Source organism: Neisseria iguanae, assembly GCF_003013245.1.
Taxonomy (GTDB): domain Bacteria; phylum Pseudomonadota; class Gammaproteobacteria; order Burkholderiales; family Neisseriaceae; genus Neisseria; species Neisseria iguanae.
Genome location: NZ_PXYY01000062.1, coordinates 1 through 14,955 on the forward strand (window position 1 = coordinate 1; position 14,955 = coordinate 14,955).

The window sequence follows — 14,955 nt, forward strand, 5'->3', positions numbered from 1 at the left end:
CGAAATCGGAAAAGTCCTGGCATGGGCAGAACCGCAAGGTATTCCGGTGATTGCCCTTGCCGGCTCTACCCACTTTTTCCACGGCAAACTGATTGTGTTGCGCGATACCATCAGCCGCTTTGCACCAGTGATTTTGGGTTAAATTGATATCAAGAAACAGGCCGTCTGAAACCTAATGGTTTTCAGACGGCCTGTTTGTTATTTAAACACTACCTATCATTGCGAAACATTTTCCGCCAAGTATGCGGATTGACTTGATAATATTTAAAAAACTGCTGTCGGAACGACACCGCATTTTGAAAGCCGGTTTTCTCTGCAATCTGCTCAACGGTAAAACCCGAATTTTCCAATAAATCCAAGCTGCGTTGCAGGCGTTCTTTATGCAGCCATTCAAGAAAAGTCACGCCGGTGGCTTTTTTAAAATGGCGGGTAAAGGTGCTGCGGCTCATAGACACACGTTCGGCCACTTCGTCAATATTTTGCGGCTCATGCAAATGGCCGCGTAAATAATCTAATAACGTATTGATTTGCGTGTCTTTGGTCGATTGCGCCAACGGCCGCTCAATAAACTGCGCCTGCCCACCCTCACGATGCGGCGGTACCACCAGCAAACGCGCAGTTTTATTGGCGGCTTTCGCACCATAATACTTGCGCGGATAATATGCAGGCAGCAATCCAATGCAGCCGCTGTTCCTGCAGACGTAATGATGTTGCCGTCTTCCACATAAATCGAGTTCACGTCCAATTTCACTTCGGGAAAACGGCGGCTGAAATCGGCCTCGCCCTTCCAATGCGTTGCTGCTTTTTTGCCATCGAGCAAACCGGCATAGGCCAAGGCATACGCGCCGTAACAAAGGCCGACAATATAGGCACCGCGCAGACAGGCCGACTGAAGTGCGGTTACCAATTCCGGCACAGGCTGCGTTTGTTCGTCTTTCCACCCTGGTACCACCACAATATCGCATTGCGCCATTAAGTCTAAACTGCCATCAATAGGCGGCTGCATGATTTGATTGTGCAAAGGCTTGCCGGTGGGCGTAACAATTTTCACGTCAAACAAACCGTCTTCCGCTGCGTCTTGAAACGCCATATACGGCACGGAAAAATGAAACGGATTCACTTCGGGATAAAGCAGCAAGGCAATTTTCAGCATGATGAGATTTTTAAATTAAGATTGACCCGATTGTTATTTTTTTTGAACTGAATGTCAATTTTCAGACGGTCTCATGCTGCGTACAATGCGTTTCATTGATTAAATCATCACGCTTAAGGAAAAAAAACATGAAACCGAACACCCTGTTTGCCACTGTATTGACTGCTTCTACTCTGCTGGCCGCTGCGCCTGCCATGGCTGACATAAGCTATCAGCACATCCGCAACGCCACCGCCAAAATTAACTACGGCGGTACCACATTTTTGGTTGACCCGTATCTCGCGCCTAAAGGCGCATATGCCGGTTTTGCAGGCACGGTCAACAGCCAGCTGCGCCATCCTTTGAATGCATTGCCGCAATCAACCGCCGACATTATTAAAGGCGTGGATGCGGTTGTCGTGACCCACACCCATGAAGACCATTGGGACGAAGCAGCACAGAAAATGCTGCCAAAAGATTTGCTGGTCTTCGTGCAAAACACCAACGATGCCAAAATCATCCGTGCGCAAGGCTTTAAAGACGTGCGTGTGGTCGGTAAAAATACCGAGTTTAAAAACGTGCGTTTGAGCAAAACCGGCGGCCAACACGGCAGCGACCAAATGTATGCCAACCCACAATTGGCGGAAATGCTGGGTGATGCGATGGGTGTAGTATTTCAAGCCCAAGGCGAGAAAACCTTGTATGTAGTGGGCGACACTTTGTGGAACTACCACGTCGATCATGCTTTGGCAAAATTCAAACCTGAAATCATTGTAATGAACACTGGCTATGCGCGAATTGAAGGTATTCCGCAAGGCATTATCATGGGTACCGCTGATGTAAGCAAAGCATATCAAGCAGCTCCCAATGCCCAAATCATCACCGTACACATGGATTCAGTCAACCACGGCACCATCAGCAGCAACGACATGCGCAAATATGTGAAAACCAACCGCTTAGGTTCGCGCGTACATGTGCCAAGCAACGGCCAAGTGTTGAAGTTTTAAACATTAAACAAACAGGCCGAGACCGTTGCAAAACGCTCTTCAAACACCACAAAAGGTTACCATGGTTACCAAATAGCATCACCCTTTCCAAAATCCCTAAAACCCTCTAAATTTGGCTTCAAAGGAATTTAGAGGGTTTTAGGGATTTTGGAAAAGTCTCCAGTCTGTTGATTTTCTTTACTCTTTTTCAAATAAATCCACCTCAAACAAATCAGGCTCGCGGGCTTTGGTACTGCAGTCAAGCGTAATGTCCTCCGTTACCCGGCAGCAACACGGCAGGATTTCGCCCGGCGTGATAAAGGCCAGCGGATAATCGTCATAGCCGACCCTGCCGCTGATAATTTTCAGACGGCATGAACCGCAATAGCCGCTGCGGCATTGATATTCGACCTCGTGACCCGTACGCTCCAGCCCTTCCAACAAGGTTTCGCCGTTTTGCAGCTCGAAAATTTTATCGTGTGTACTGATGATGGCCATAGTGTGACAAAAAGGCCGTCTGAAAGGGAAAAATATCAATCCGGCGGCCTTTTGGAAGTTGGATATTACAGCTCGAAATCACCTAAATCGGCGGCGTTGACTTCCGAATCGATTTGACCGATCAGGTAAGAAGAAATTTCAACTTCTTGTGGTGCGACCTGTACATTGTCGGACGACAGCCACGCGTTAATCCACGGAATCGGGTTTTGGCTCGCGCCTTCAAATGCCGGCTTCAAGCCCACTGCCTGCATGCGCAGGTTGGTGATGTATTCTACGTACTGACCCAAAATTTCTTTATTCAGGCCAATCATCGAGCCATCTTTAAACAGATAAGCCGCCCACTCTTTTTCCTGCTCGGCTGCTTTTTTGAACAACTCAAAACAATCGTTTTCCAATTCGGCGGCAATTCGCGCCATTTCCGGATCATCGGCACCGGCACGCATTAAGTTCAGCATGTGCTGCGTACTGGTCAAATGCAGCGCTTCGTCCCGCGCAATAAGCTTGATGATTTTGGCATTGCCTTCCATCAGTTCGCGCTCGGCAAAGGCAAACGAGCAGGCAAACGAAACGTAGAAGCGGATGGCTTCCAACACGTTCACACACATCAGACACAGATACAGCTTTTTCTTTAACTCGCGCAGGCTGACGGTGACAGTTTTACCGTTTACCTGATACCGGCCTTCGCCCAACAGGTTGTAATACTGGGTATATTCAATCAAATCATCGTAATAGCAGGCAATATCTTCTGCCCGCGCGATAATATATTGGTTTTGCACAATATCATCAAACACAACCGACGGGTCATTGACGATATTGCGGATAATGTGGGTATAGCTGCGCGAGTGGATGGTTTCGCTGAAACTCCAGGTTTCAATCCAGGTTTCCAATTCCGGAATCGACACCAATGGCAGCAACGCCACATTAGGGCTGCGTCCCTGAATAGAATCCAGCAACGTTTGGTATTTCAGGTTACTGATGAAAATATGTTTTTCGTGCTCCGGCAGGTTGCCGTAGTCGATACGGTCGCGCGACACGTCAATTTCTTCCGGCCGCCAGAAGAAAGACAGTTGTTTTTCAATCAGTTTTTCAAAAATTTCATATTTCTGCTGGTCATAACGCGCCACATTCACCGGCTGGCCGAAAAACATCGGTTCTTTCAGCGCATCGTTTTGGGTTTTGCTGAAGGTGCTGTATTGCATGACTAAGTGTTCGCAGGACATGGGATTTACTCTTTTAAAACAATCATAAACTTAACATTGCTGTCTGAATACTGATTTTTCAAACGGCCTTCTTTTATTTTTGTGCCGATTTTTTTCGGCTGTAATTAATCATTCTCTGATGTTTCACACAATAAAGTTTACCGCCAAACCATTTTTTATTGGCCTCACTGCGGCAAAAATCAATTACTGCTTCAGATAGTTTTACACCACAACCAGGGTAATCACAACAGACAGCCTGAACTGTATCAGCCTGAGTTTTTACTTCTGCAACTACAGGTTGAATCTGCTGATTTTGGAATGCCTGCTGATGTTCCCGACAATAGCTTTTTCCATCAAAACGATCAGAATTTTTTTGACAAAAGCTATATTCGGCCCGACTGATTTTTTTTTGGCAACTTGCGCAAAGCAGTTTGCTATCTTGAGAAATTTCTTCTGACTTATTGATATCTTCCGACTTCATAAAATCTGGTAATTTCAATAAATTAGGGTCAGGAACATGATAACCTAAAATTTTTTCAGCAATTTCCTGTGTATGCTGCCGCATTGCTCTATCAGTTGTTTTTAAGAAGGATGCCGGCCTTAACAGCATATTACCCATTAATGAAGCAAAACCCATGACACCAAACTCTTTTTGCATGAAGTCTTTACGCCACTGTCTCAAGGCATCTGCTTTGATAATGTTATGGGTTGGAAATTTATCGGCATTCGGCCGATTGATAATCGATTTTGGAGACAGCAAGACGACATGAACTATCCGTAGCGGATTGCCAACAATGGATTTAATACCCAGCATGTCAAATAATTTTTTTAATACCTTTTCATGTCGATAACTTTGCTCCAATGGTGAAGGAATACCACGTTCTAAACCATTTTTATAACGAACCAAAAATTCTCCCTGCTCGTTGATTGTTAAATCTCCATTAAAATTTTTAGTTTCGTACAATATGGCTAATAAATGATTCACAACAAGATGATCAATCTGGGCGACTTCATCATCCAACTCAATCCGTAAATCATGAAAAACAGCTGAATATTCATTATCATTCTGAATAGAATTCAGATAATAAGCTGCTTCCTTTTCTCCCTGAATACCGGTTTTTAATGCCCAATATTGCTCTTCCGCCCATTTTCTTTGTCTGCTATTGAGCGAATCATCATCCTTTAATTTTTTCAACAACTCCAAACGACTACTCTTGTCATCGGCAGATTTCACTAGCATGGGTTACTCTTAATGACTCAGTTAATAATAAAATAATTTCGACATTTTAACTGATTTTAACGGCTTCAGACAGCCTAAAATATATAGGCTGTCTGAAAAATCAATCTTGCCACAAACAATCGGTTGTGTTTAATCTGGACGATATCAAACCCTCCCCTACAACGGGTTAAAGAGCAACTTAAATCTTACACGCCCCGCCTGCGCAGCCGTCGTCTTGAATATCGGCCTGCGTATCGTCCGCACCATCGCGGGTGTTATGGTAATACAGGGTTTTCACGCCGTATTTATAGGCGGTGAGCAGGTCTTTCAGCATTTGTTTCATGGAAACTTTGCCGCCTTCGAATTTACCCGGGTCGTAGCTGGTGTTGGCCGAAATCGCTTGGTCAACGAATTTCTGCATAATGCCGACCAGTTTCAGATAACCGTCGTTGCCCGGCATTTGCCATAAAAGCTCATATTGGTCTTTCAGGGTTTCAAATTCCGGCACGACTTGTTTTAAAATACCGTCTTTCGATGCTTTTACAGTGACCAAACCGCGCGGCGGTTCGATGCCGTTGGTGGCGTTGGCGATTTGCGAACTGGTTTCAGACGGCATCAGCGCAGTCAGGGTTGAGTTGCGCAGACCGTATTTGACAATGTCGGCGCGTAAGGCTTCCCAATCGTAATGCAGGGGCTCTTGGCAAATCGCATCCAGATCTTTTTTGTAGGTATCGATCGGCAGCTTGCCTTGCGAATACACGGTTTCGTTAAACAACGGACACGCGCCGTATTCTTTGGCCAAATCCACCGAAGCTTTCAGCAGGTAATACTGCATGGCTTCAAATGTGCGGTGGGTTAAGGCGATGGCCGAATCATCACTGTATCTCACGCCGTTTTTCGCCAGATAGTAGGCGTAGTTAATCACGCCGATGCCCAAAGTGCGGCGGTTCATGGTCGCATGGTAAGCGGCTTTGACCGGATAGTCTTGATAATCCAGCAAAGCATCCAAGGCACGGACGGTCAAGTCGGCCAGTTCTTCGAATTCGTCCAAGTGGTTCAATGCGCCCAAGTTGAAGGCAGACAGGGTACACAAGGCGATTTCGCCGTTTTCGTCGTTGATGTTGTCCAGCGGCTTGGTCGGCAATGCGATTTCCAAACACAGATTAGACTGGCGCACCGGCGCAACATTCGGGTCGAACGGGCTGTGGGTGTTGCAGTGATCCACGTTTTGAATGTAGATACGGCCTGTTCCGGCGCGCTCCTGCATCAGCGTTGAGAACAATTCTGTTGCCGCAATGGTGCGTTTGCGGATATTCGGATCTTGTTCGTATTGTGCGTAAAGGCGCTCGAATTCGTCTTGATCGGCAAAAAATGCGTCGTACAAGCCCGGGACTTCGTTTGGCGAGAACAAGGTAATGTTGCCGCCTTTAATCAGACGGGTGTACATCAATTTGTTGATTTGCACGCCGTAATCCAAATGGCGCACGCGGTTTTCTTCCACGCCGCGGTTGTTTTTCAATACCAGCAGATTTTCCACTTCGATGTGCCACATCGGGTAGAACAGGGTCGCCGCACCGCCGCGTACACCGCCTTGCGAGCAGGATTTCACCGCCGCTTGGAACATTTTGAAAAAAGGAATACAGCCGGTATGCTGCGCTTCGCCGCCACGGATTTCGCTGCCCAAACCACGGATACGGCCGGCGTTGATGCCGATGCCCGCGCGCTGTGAAACATACTTTACAATCGCGCTGGTGGTGGCGTTGATGGAATCCAAGCTGTCGTCACATTCAATCAACACGCAGCTTGAGAATTGGCGTGTCGGTGTACGCACGCCGCTCATAATCGGTGTCGGCAGCGATACTTTGAAGGTAGAAACGGCATCGTAAAAACGCTTCACATAATCCAAGCGTGTGGCTTTCGGGTATTTGCTGAACAGACACATCGCCACCAAAATATACAGAAACTGCGGTGTTTCGTAGATTTGGCGGGTCACGCGGTTTTGCACCAGGTATTTGCCTTCCAACTGCTTCACAGCAGCGTATGAGAAGGTCATGTCGCGGCAATGGTCGATGCAGGTATTGAGTTTGTCAAATTCTTCGCGGCTGTAATCTTCTAGAATATGCCGGTCGTATTTACCTGCTTCGGTAAGCTTTTTAACATGGTCGTACAGATGCGGCGGTTCGAATTCGCCATAAGCAATTTTGCGCAGATGAAAAATAGCCAAGCGCGCCGCCAAATATTGATAATCGGGCGAATCTTGTGAAATCAGGTCGGCAGCAGCTTTGATGATGGTTTCGTGAATGTCGTCGGTACGGATGCCGTTGTAGAACTGTATATGCGATTTCAGCTCGACTTGCGACACGGATACGTTACTCAAGCCTTCGGCAGCCCAAGTGACTACACGGTGGATTTTGTCTAAATCAATCGGCTCCAAGCGGCCATTGCGTTTGGTTACCTGCAAGTGAGTGGTTGCATTCATCGTCAAAGTCCTAGCTGAAAACACAAGATACGGTATAAATTAATCTTACTGTACACAATATAATGTATTTCAATTCGGGCATCCAGTCTTGACAAAACATCTTTTTTTAGATTGCTTGCAAGATTCAGACGGCCTGAAGATTTTTACATTTCTTCCTCTTGACAGCCTGTAATACAGAGAATTCAAGCCTTGCTGCAAAAAAGTTGAATCCGTCATCAAAAGGCAAAATGTCTAGAAGCTTATGAAATCAGGTAATTTTGATTTTACCGCACGGCCGTCTGAAAATAGCAAAATCAATTTTTTTGACTGCTTTTTAAGTATTTCTCTATTGCGTTAAATATTGTAAACATTGCAATGTGTGACAAACATGACACGCTGTCAAAAAAAGCCGTCTGAAAAATTGTTCCCAATGACTATTCAGACGGCGTTTATCGGTTTGAATCATGAATTCGGGCTTGATGGATTCAGACGATCCAACCGACTTCCGCCCAATACCTTATAAAGCGACACCAGCATTTGCGCACGGGCAAGCCGTGCCTGAATCAGGTTTTCCTGCATCGGGTTTTCATTCAAATGGGTACGCAGGGCACGATCTAAGGTTTTGTAATCGTTTCGGAACAATTTTTCCGTATTATGCGCATGCCGCACCGCCTGAAGGCGGACAGTTTGCATTAACGCGGTTTGCTGCTGCATGGCATGAACACTTTGATAAGCGCTATCGGCTTCACCCAAAGCGGTTAAAAGTTGTTGGTCATATTGTAACAAGGCCGCCTGAAGGCGGGCATCAGCGGCGGCGATATTGGCTTTAATGCGGCCATTGGTGAAAACCGGCATTTGAATGCCTACGCTTAATAGGCTTGCCCAATCTTTCAAGGCATCGCTGCCGTCAATGCCGATGCGTGTGCCCTGTCCCATAAAATTGATGCTGAAACGCGGAACAAATCGGCTTTTACGCTGGCGAGTTTGACAGCATAAGCATTCATTTTCGCGACGCGGGCGCGTAAATCGGGACGGCGCGCCAGCATGCCCCGCGGCGTTTGGCCGCTTGGTGCCTTGGCCAATACGTCCACGTCCGATGGCCGCAAGTCAAATTTTTGCTGCACATTCCCCGACAACACGGCAATATTTCGCACATAAGCGGCATATTCGGCCTGAATGGCGGCACGTTTGTCCTCGGCAACAGTCAGCTGTACGCAGACTTCGTTCATTTCATAGCTGCTGACATGGCTGGCTTTGAAGCTGCCTTGCACATATTGCTGCAGGCGTTTCAGCGTGTTGATGGTCACGTCCGCCACTTTCAGGCAGCTTTGTGCCGCCCGTATTTTGAAATAATCGCCGTAAGGCAGTTGCTTGCCGATTAGATATTGTGACATACCGGCCGGCAACGCATAGAAATTGACAATCAAACCAATCTCTTTCGCGCACACCCACCGCGGCCATCATCTCATCACCGGCACCATAATCAGGACCAGCATGCCCCGGCGTAATCGCGTTGATGCTGTTGAAATCTTGGTATACAGCATGCGCGGCCTGTCCACGGCAGACAGATTCAGATTCTCCGGCAAATCCAATTTTTCGTACGTCTGTATGCTCTGACCAACCGTGCCGCATAACCCCAAATATTCGATGCGTTAGCAGGCATGGCGCCATCCATATAAAATCCGACTCCCTGCGACAAAATGCGGACTACACTGCACCCGAAGCCATGCGGAATATCCATCACCGCACGGGCGCTTGGCAGGGTCGCCCGAATATCGGCTTCGCTTTGGAAAAGCGGAGGCCCGATGCAATAATGCGAACCGGCGCCGATTCGTGGCTTTCGCTGGTTTGATCGCGGTCATACACGGCAAATTTCAGGTTTTGCACGTCAAACAATACACCCTACGCCATCGCTACCAGCATAATCAACGGTCCGAACACGGCAAACACCAAGCGGATTTTTTCACGGATCAATTCCTTGGCTTCGCGCCGAGTAAAGGTCAACACAATTGCCGGCCAGTATTTCAAAGATTCGGTATCGCGCGTATGGATTGGATTTTCAGACGGCCTGCAGGTATCACGGCCGCCTGGGAGCGGTTTGGCCTGTTTGCCGGCCGTTTGGATTTCAGACGGCATAGATAATAGATACATGTTCTTCAGAAGCAAAATCATTATTCTGCTTAGAAAGCATTGTGCCTTTACCGGACATGTTTTGCATGCCGTTTTCTGCAGCCGGTGGGATAATATGTCCATTTTGTGCGGAATATGCTTTAAAGCCGTCTGAAACCGAACCGGCTTGTTGGTGGGCAGAAGTTTTGTTTTCAGACGGCTTGTCTTACTGTCCGCCTCAATGACGCGTACGGCTGATTGCGCGGCAGTTTCGGCAGGTGGTGAATCATTAGAAGCCAGCGGCTTTTCAGTTTTTGTTTGTGCAGAAAGGCTGTCTGAAACGGTTTGCATTCGCCCGTTTCGTTTTCACCTCAATCAAATACCGTACAAACGCTTCTTCCAAATCCGGCGCACTTTAGGCGCACTTTATCCGCAGGCCACCTTTTCCGGCGTACCGACACCGATCATACGGCCTTTGTACATAAAGGAAATACAGTCACAGCGTTCGGCTTTGCTCATAAAACAGGTAGAGACAAAAATGGTAATTTTATCTTCGCGCGGGAGTTTGAACAGATGCCGCCAAAAACATATCGCGCGCGGCTTCAGCAACTTTCATGTCGGCGATGGCACGCTCGTAATCGGTTTGGCTTTTGGTTACTTCCGAACGTGAAACCAATTGGCCAGCCAGCAATTTACGCGCGTTATCCAATTCCAATTTCGCCACACGTTGCTGCTGCCAGGCGGAATCAATATTAGCTTGTGCACGCGTCACTGCTTCTTGTTGGCGGCGTGCGGCTGCCAGCGCTTCTTCTACACGGCTTGAGCTGGTGTCGGGATAATTCCGCCAACATATCGTCCGCTTTGACGTCATCGCCTTCATCAACATTCACTTTCGATACCCGACTGCCATACGAGCAGCCATTGAATTCTTGTACCATGACTTTGATGTAATCGTCTTTGTTAGAAAACATCGCTTTGTATGTTTTGGAGAAATGTTGGCGGATTTGGAGATAATTTCGGCATTTAAACCATCATAACCGTGGCTCGGATAGCGCTTGATGACGGCACGCACCAATTGCATGGCTGTGATACGGTTCATAATATTTCTCCTTTTGATTATTTTGTTTTAATTGGGCATTCGTCCAATCAAAAATACCATACTCCCAATGGCTTCACCTTAGAAAGAAAATTTTAAAAAAGGCCGTCTGAGTCATGTACATGCATGCTCAGACGGCCTTATACAGAATCAGATGGAATCAATTCGGTTTAGAACGGTACGTATGCCGTCGGATTAACCGGTTTACCGTTTTGGCGCACTTCAAAATGCAACTGGTTGCGCGGAGCATCGGTACTGCCCATTTTGGCAATAATCTGACCGCGTTTCACGGTTTGACCTTCGTTGACCATCAGGCTTTGGTTGTGACCGTATGCCGTCAGGAAAGTGGAATTGTGCTGCACAATTACCAAGTTGCCATAGCCTCGTAAGCCCGAACCGGCATACACGACTTTACCGTCGGCAGCCGCAACCACAGGTTGGCCGGCATTGCCGGAGATATCTACGCCTTTGTTGTTGCCGCCAAAGTCGGTAACCACCTTACCGACAGTCGGCCGCTGCCAAGTGATGCCGCTTACGGTACGGGTGCTGCCGGTTGATACGGTCGCCGTAGTAGCCGGGGTTGGTGCCGGGACGGCCGCAGTGGTAATGGCGGCAGTGGCCGGTGCAACATAACCTGCCGGTTTCACACGCAGGACTTGACCTACGCCGATAGTGTTGTCGGCCAAGTTATTCCATGAACGCAAGTCGTTTTGGTCGATGCCGTAACGCTTGGAAATATTATAGACGGTATCACCGCGCACCACGGTATGTGTTGCCGCATTCACGTCAACCGGTGCGTAAGAAGGCACATATGTCCCTCCGGTCGGGCCGGTGTGGGCAGGTGCGGAAACGGTTGGCATGGCCGGGGGGACGTAGGGCGCATCAGCAGCCGCGGGAGAAGCCGCATTCGGATCATATGGGGTTGCGCCGTATGGATTGGTTGCTGTTGAAGTCGGGCCGGTAGAAGACGTACCGGCGACAACGGGTGCAGGTTGCTGGCTGGCGCATGCGCTCAGGAAGAGCGCCAAAGCAGCCGAGCCGGCATATAATGCGGTTTTTTTCAACATATGGATGACCTTCGTTTGGGTTTTTTATTGCGGTTGGGGCATATCATAATCAAAATATGTCCCGTTCTCAAGTGTTGTATGGTTAAAATGACAAACCAATCTGATTGAAGCGGCTCTTTTTACTCAGCCTAGTTGTCTGTTTTTATGCTGCTTTATTCTTGATACCGTCTGAAAATTTTAGTTTTAGCAATATTTCAGACCGCTTTTTCATGATTCATTTGATTGGTATTGTATGTCGGGCATGTTGCCAAAATCCGCTGACACCGCCCAATTCTTCATGCGCAGTCAAATCAATTTGCAAAGGTGTGACCGTGATGAATCCGGCTTCGCATTCACCGAAGTCTGTGCCTTCTTCTCTGTCGGAAATATCGCCGACAGGTCCTATCCAGTAAACCGGCTCGCCGCGCGGATTCTTCACCGGCACAATACTCTGCGCATGGTGGCGCCGCCCCAAGCGCGTGATTTTAATGCCTTGGATGTCTTCCGACGCGACGGCAGGGATATTAATGTTCCACAATATCGGCCTTTGCGGCGGATTTTTCAGCAGATGCTCAAGCAGCAGCCAAGCAGCTTTTTCTGCGGTTTCCCAATAGCGACCGCTAAAGTCGTTTAATGAAATCGCCACCGCCGGAATGCCCATCAAATAAGCCTCAGTGGCTGCCGCAACCGTACCCGAATAAAGCGTGTCGTCACCCATATTGGCACCGTTGTTGATGCCGGAAAGCACCAAATCGGGCCGGAACTCAGGCAGCGCGTACAAGCCGAGATGGATGCAGTCGGTCGGCGTGCCGCTCACATAATAAAAACCGTTTTCTGCATGACGAATGCGCAGCGGACGGTCGAGCGTTAACGAGTTGCTCACACCGCTGCGGTCACGCTCGGGCGCAACAACGCGCACGTTGGCAAACTCCGCCGCCACCCGCGCCAAAATCGCGATACCTTGCGCCAAATAACCGTCATCGTTGCAAATCAAAATATTCATGCCGTTACCCCGAGTGATAATCAATGCGATTGTAAATGCGTGATGCGTAATTTGTCTATGTTTCAGACGGCCTGTTGTGTGAGCGGGGCTGCTTGAAACAGGCTATAATCCGCAGCATATCCATCTTTAAGAAAACCATGCCATGATTAAACACGAGATTCTGATTATTGGCGGCGGATTGGTCGGCGCGGCGGCGGCTGTGGCACTCAAACGCCAAGGCCGCGATGTTGCCCTGCTGGAAATCCGCCCTGCAGAAACCGATTTAAGCCGCTTGGAATCAGGCTGGGATGCGCGTATTTTCGCCATCAGCCCGGCCAATCAGGCTTTATTGCAATCGCTGGATGCATGGCCGTCTGAAAACCGTATCCAGCCGGTTTCCGTCATGGACGTACGCAGTGACGGCGGAGGCCGCATCGAATTCAAAGCCGCCGATATTCCTACCCCCCGCCTGACTGCGATTGCAGAAAACCGTTGGCTGCTGGCCGGATTGTGGCAGCAAATCCATGCGCTTGAGATCCCGGTCATCACGCAAAAAGCAGTCGAACTGGAAACCGATATCCAGACAGCTTCTGTGCGCTTGGAAAACGGCGGCGGCACCGTGCGGGCCAAATTAATCATCGGTGCGGACGGTGCCCATTCTTGGGTACGCACGCAGGCAGGCATTGAAGTGCGTGAAAATCCTTACGGCCATCACGGCGTCGTCGCCAACTTCATCACCGAAAAAGACCATCACGGGACGGCGTTTCAATGGTTTAAAAACGGCGAAGTGCTGGCTTATCTGCCGTTGCCCGACCATAAAATTTCCGTGGTGTGGAGCACGGCAGAGCCGCAAAAACTCACTGCCCTCAACCCCGAAGACTTGGCTGCTGCTGTCACCGCACAAGGAGAAAGCGTATTGGGCAGGCTCTCTCCGCTCTCGCCTGCGTGTTCCTTCAACCTGATTTTGCGCCGCCCCGAAACCACGTTTGCCCAACGCGTATTGCTGGCAGGCGATGCCGCGCATACCATCCACCCCCTGGCCGGACAAGGCGTGAATTTGGGTTTCGGCGATGTACTCGAGCTGCAAAAGCTCAGCCAAGGCGTAGCTGACATCGGCGCATATCAATTCTTAAAACGCTTTGCGCAAAACCGTCTCGAACCTGTGCGCACCATGCAGTATGGCTGCGACGGTTTGTTCCGCCTGTTTGCCGGCAATACCCTGCCCGCCTTGTCTTGGCTGCGCAACACTGGCTTGGATTGGGTTGATGCCGCCCCTTTTCTGAAAAACTGCTTGATTAAGCATGCGATGGGTTTATGAATATCGAAACAGGTTTTGTTTGAATGAAATGACGCATCCGGCCGTCTGAAAAATTTTCAGGCGGCTTTGTTTTATGTCAAAGGCCGTCTGAATTTTTAATATGGAAATAAAATAAAATGATTATACTATAGCGGATTAAGTTCAAAGCAGGACGAGACAGCGAGCCACAGACAGTCAGGCAAGGCGTGCCAACTGTTCTAATTTTAAAGATAATCCTCCATGATAATGCATTTTACGCTTCAGGATAAACCATGAAACAATATACCATCGACCCCAAAACCCTGCTCGGCGGCGTGATTGCCAGTGACAACGACCAAGAAATCGTGCAACTTTCATTGCAGAAAAACAATGAACTCCCGGCTTACGAAACCGATGCGATTGTTCTGCTGCTGGTATTAAACGGCAGCGCACAAATCACCACCCCAGAAAACACACTTGATACGCAGGGCTTGCAGGTAGTGCGCCTTGAGCCGAACGAAGTCCACAGCATCCGTGCCTTGGAAGATGCCACCAATATTCTGGTCATCAAACAAAAAACACATGAATTGGTGTTCAGCAAGAAGCTGCGCTTCGGTAGCTGCTGCTTGTGAGAGGCCGTTCAAAATCCTGTGTCAGTTTGAATTCTGCAACCGGATAATGCCGTCCGGCCGGCCGTCAAAACAAACCGCCAACTGCGGGAGCGTCTGCCCCCGGTTTGCAATCGGCATCGCCCATTTCCCCGAAGCCTTACCGATACCGCCATATAAAAGCTTCAGCAGGCCGGTTTCATTGGGGAATGCGCCTTGGGTTTTGGCCAGCTTCCGAAACTGGCGGTGTACCGCCTCTGCCGCATTGGTCGTATAAATCGGTTTGCGTACGGTTCCGGGGCAGCGGAAACAGGCAGACAGGAGCGGCCGTTTGCTGCGCCATGAC

At 48.8% G+C, this 14,955-nt stretch carries 17 protein-coding genes and 1 pseudogene; 4 read left to right on the forward strand and 14 right to left on the reverse strand.

Annotated features, from left to right (window positions below; genetic code table 11):
• A pseudogene (locus C7N83_RS09375) lies at positions 1 to 142 on the forward strand (alpha/beta hydrolase); the annotation flags it as partial.
• 67 nt (positions 143 to 209) lie between these two features.
• Here C7N83_RS09375 and C7N83_RS15275 read toward each other — a convergent pair.
• Together C7N83_RS15275 and C7N83_RS09380 are read right to left on the reverse strand one after the other, a co-directional pair.
• Positions 210 to 554: a helix-turn-helix domain-containing protein gene (locus tag C7N83_RS15275; protein WP_211296626.1), complete on the reverse strand. Its 345-nt coding sequence runs from the start codon at positions 552 to 554 to the stop codon at positions 210 to 212.
• Positions 512 to 1,153 carry an AraC family transcriptional regulator gene (locus C7N83_RS09380; RefSeq protein WP_211296627.1) on the reverse strand — a complete coding sequence of 214 codons (642 nt, stop codon included), beginning with the start codon at positions 1,151 to 1,153 and terminating at the stop codon, positions 512 to 514. The genes C7N83_RS15275 and C7N83_RS09380 overlap by 43 nt, the downstream gene beginning before the upstream one ends.
• Before the next feature lie 128 nt (positions 1,154 to 1,281).
• On the opposite strand from C7N83_RS09380, the gene C7N83_RS09385 reads away from it, so the two are divergent.
• Positions 1,282 to 2,139, forward strand: coding sequence for an MBL fold metallo-hydrolase (locus tag C7N83_RS09385; protein WP_106742231.1), 858 nt, complete (start codon positions 1,282 to 1,284; stop codon positions 2,137 to 2,139).
• A gap of 177 nt (positions 2,140 to 2,316) precedes the next feature.
• Here the strand turns inward: C7N83_RS09385 and yfaE are convergent, their stop codons facing one another.
• From yfaE to surE, 11 genes are all read right to left on the reverse strand, one after another.
• Positions 2,317 to 2,616, reverse strand: coding sequence for a class I ribonucleotide reductase maintenance protein YfaE (gene yfaE, locus C7N83_RS09390; RefSeq protein WP_106742233.1), 300 nt, complete (start codon positions 2,614 to 2,616; stop codon positions 2,317 to 2,319).
• Positions 2,617 to 2,681: 65 nt separating this feature from the next.
• Positions 2,682 to 3,815 carry a class Ia ribonucleoside-diphosphate reductase subunit beta gene (gene nrdB / locus C7N83_RS09395; RefSeq protein WP_106742234.1) on the reverse strand — a complete coding sequence of 378 codons (1,134 nt, stop codon included), beginning with the start codon at positions 3,813 to 3,815 and terminating at the stop codon, positions 2,682 to 2,684.
• A gap of 94 nt (positions 3,816 to 3,909) precedes the next feature.
• On the reverse strand, positions 3,910 to 5,055 hold the full coding sequence (locus C7N83_RS09400) for a nuclease-related domain-containing protein (protein ID WP_106742236.1): 1,146 nt from the start codon (positions 5,053 to 5,055) through the stop codon (positions 3,910 to 3,912).
• A gap of 178 nt (positions 5,056 to 5,233) precedes the next feature.
• On the reverse strand, positions 5,234 to 7,513 hold the full coding sequence (nrdA, locus tag C7N83_RS09405) for a class 1a ribonucleoside-diphosphate reductase subunit alpha (RefSeq protein ID WP_106742237.1): 2,280 nt from the start codon (positions 7,511 to 7,513) through the stop codon (positions 5,234 to 5,236).
• A gap of 441 nt (positions 7,514 to 7,954) precedes the next feature.
• Positions 7,955 to 8,428, reverse strand: coding sequence for a TolC family protein (locus C7N83_RS16130; protein ID WP_245911190.1), 474 nt, complete (start codon positions 8,426 to 8,428; stop codon positions 7,955 to 7,957).
• Positions 8,383 to 8,886, reverse strand: a complete 504-nt coding sequence (locus C7N83_RS16135; protein ID WP_245911191.1) for a TolC family protein — start codon at positions 8,884 to 8,886, stop codon at positions 8,383 to 8,385. The genes C7N83_RS16130 and C7N83_RS16135 overlap by 46 nt, the downstream gene beginning before the upstream one ends.
• 508 nt (positions 8,887 to 9,394) lie before the next feature.
• Positions 9,395 to 9,643, reverse strand: coding sequence for a hypothetical protein (locus C7N83_RS14260; RefSeq protein WP_146135125.1), 249 nt, complete (start codon positions 9,641 to 9,643; stop codon positions 9,395 to 9,397).
• Positions 9,644 to 10,148: 505 nt separating this feature from the next.
• The gene (locus C7N83_RS16765; protein WP_342747605.1) at positions 10,149 to 10,472 is read right to left on the reverse strand and encodes an efflux RND transporter periplasmic adaptor subunit; all 324 of its coding nucleotides are present in this window, start codon (positions 10,470 to 10,472) and stop codon (positions 10,149 to 10,151) included.
• A gap of 15 nt (positions 10,473 to 10,487) precedes the next feature.
• On the reverse strand, positions 10,488 to 10,700 hold the full coding sequence (locus C7N83_RS14840; protein WP_170064878.1) for a hypothetical protein: 213 nt from the start codon (positions 10,698 to 10,700) through the stop codon (positions 10,488 to 10,490).
• 167 nt (positions 10,701 to 10,867) lie between these two features.
• A complete protein-coding gene (locus C7N83_RS09430) occupies positions 10,868 to 11,764 on the reverse strand; it encodes a peptidoglycan DD-metalloendopeptidase family protein (RefSeq protein ID WP_106742242.1) in 897 nt (298 codons plus the stop codon).
• A 214-nt stretch (positions 11,765 to 11,978) separates the two neighbouring features.
• Positions 11,979 to 12,746, reverse strand: a complete 768-nt coding sequence (gene surE, locus C7N83_RS09435; protein ID WP_106742243.1) for a 5'/3'-nucleotidase SurE — start codon at positions 12,744 to 12,746, stop codon at positions 11,979 to 11,981.
• A gap of 142 nt (positions 12,747 to 12,888) precedes the next feature.
• Here surE and C7N83_RS09440 point away from each other — a divergent pair, with 142 nt between their 5' ends.
• Together C7N83_RS09440 and C7N83_RS09445 are read left to right on the forward strand one after the other, a co-directional pair.
• Positions 12,889 to 14,043: an FAD-dependent monooxygenase gene (locus C7N83_RS09440; RefSeq protein WP_106742245.1), complete on the forward strand. Its 1,155-nt coding sequence runs from the start codon at positions 12,889 to 12,891 to the stop codon at positions 14,041 to 14,043.
• A 251-nt stretch (positions 14,044 to 14,294) separates the two neighbouring features.
• Positions 14,295 to 14,633: a cupin domain-containing protein gene (locus C7N83_RS09445; RefSeq protein WP_106742246.1), complete on the forward strand. Its 339-nt coding sequence runs from the start codon at positions 14,295 to 14,297 to the stop codon at positions 14,631 to 14,633.
• Between the two features lie 21 nt (positions 14,634 to 14,654).
• Here C7N83_RS09445 and C7N83_RS09450 read toward each other — a convergent pair.
• Positions 14,655 to 14,955 (reverse strand): transposase (locus C7N83_RS09450; protein WP_146135126.1); only part of this gene is annotated, 301 nt, incomplete at its 5' end.

Bases quoted from the DNA above. Each gene is read 5' to 3' on its own strand.
- C7N83_RS09380 (WP_211296627.1), bottom strand. From the start codon at position 1,153: ATGCTGAAAATTGCCTTGCTGCTTTATCCCGAAGTGAATCCGTTTCAT.
- C7N83_RS09385 (WP_106742231.1), top strand. From the start codon at position 1,282: ATGAAACCGAACACCCTGTTTGCCACTGTATTGACTGCTTCTACTCTG.
- yfaE (WP_106742233.1), bottom strand. From the start codon at position 2,616: ATGGCCATCATCAGTACACACGATAAAATTTTCGAGCTGCAAAACGGC.
- nrdB (WP_106742234.1), bottom strand. From the start codon at position 3,815: ATGCAATACAGCACCTTCAGCAAAACCCAAAACGATGCGCTGAAAGAA.
- C7N83_RS09400 (WP_106742236.1), bottom strand. From the start codon at position 5,055: ATGCTAGTGAAATCTGCCGATGACAAGAGTAGTCGTTTGGAGTTGTTG.
- nrdA (WP_106742237.1), bottom strand. From the start codon at position 7,513: ATGAATGCAACCACTCACTTGCAGGTAACCAAACGCAATGGCCGCTTG.
- C7N83_RS16130 (WP_245911190.1), bottom strand. From the start codon at position 8,428: ATGGGACAGGGCACACGCATCGGCATTGACGGCAGCGATGCCTTGAAA.
- C7N83_RS16135 (WP_245911191.1), bottom strand. From the start codon at position 8,886: ATGTCACAATATCTAATCGGCAAGCAACTGCCTTACGGCGATTATTTC.
- C7N83_RS14260 (WP_146135125.1), bottom strand. From the start codon at position 9,643: ATGTATCTATTATCTATGCCGTCTGAAATCCAAACGGCCGGCAAACAG.
- C7N83_RS16765 (WP_342747605.1), bottom strand. From the start codon at position 10,472: ATGACGTCAAAGCGGACGATATGTTGGCGGAATTATCCCGACACCAGC.
- C7N83_RS14840 (WP_170064878.1), bottom strand. From the start codon at position 10,700: ATGAACCGTATCACAGCCATGCAATTGGTGCGTGCCGTCATCAAGCGC.
- C7N83_RS09430 (WP_106742242.1), bottom strand. From the start codon at position 11,764: ATGTTGAAAAAAACCGCATTATATGCCGGCTCGGCTGCTTTGGCGCTC.
- surE (WP_106742243.1), bottom strand. From the start codon at position 12,746: ATGAATATTTTGATTTGCAACGATGACGGTTATTTGGCGCAAGGTATC.
- C7N83_RS09440 (WP_106742245.1), top strand. From the start codon at position 12,889: ATGATTAAACACGAGATTCTGATTATTGGCGGCGGATTGGTCGGCGCG.
- C7N83_RS09445 (WP_106742246.1), top strand. From the start codon at position 14,295: ATGAAACAATATACCATCGACCCCAAAACCCTGCTCGGCGGCGTGATT.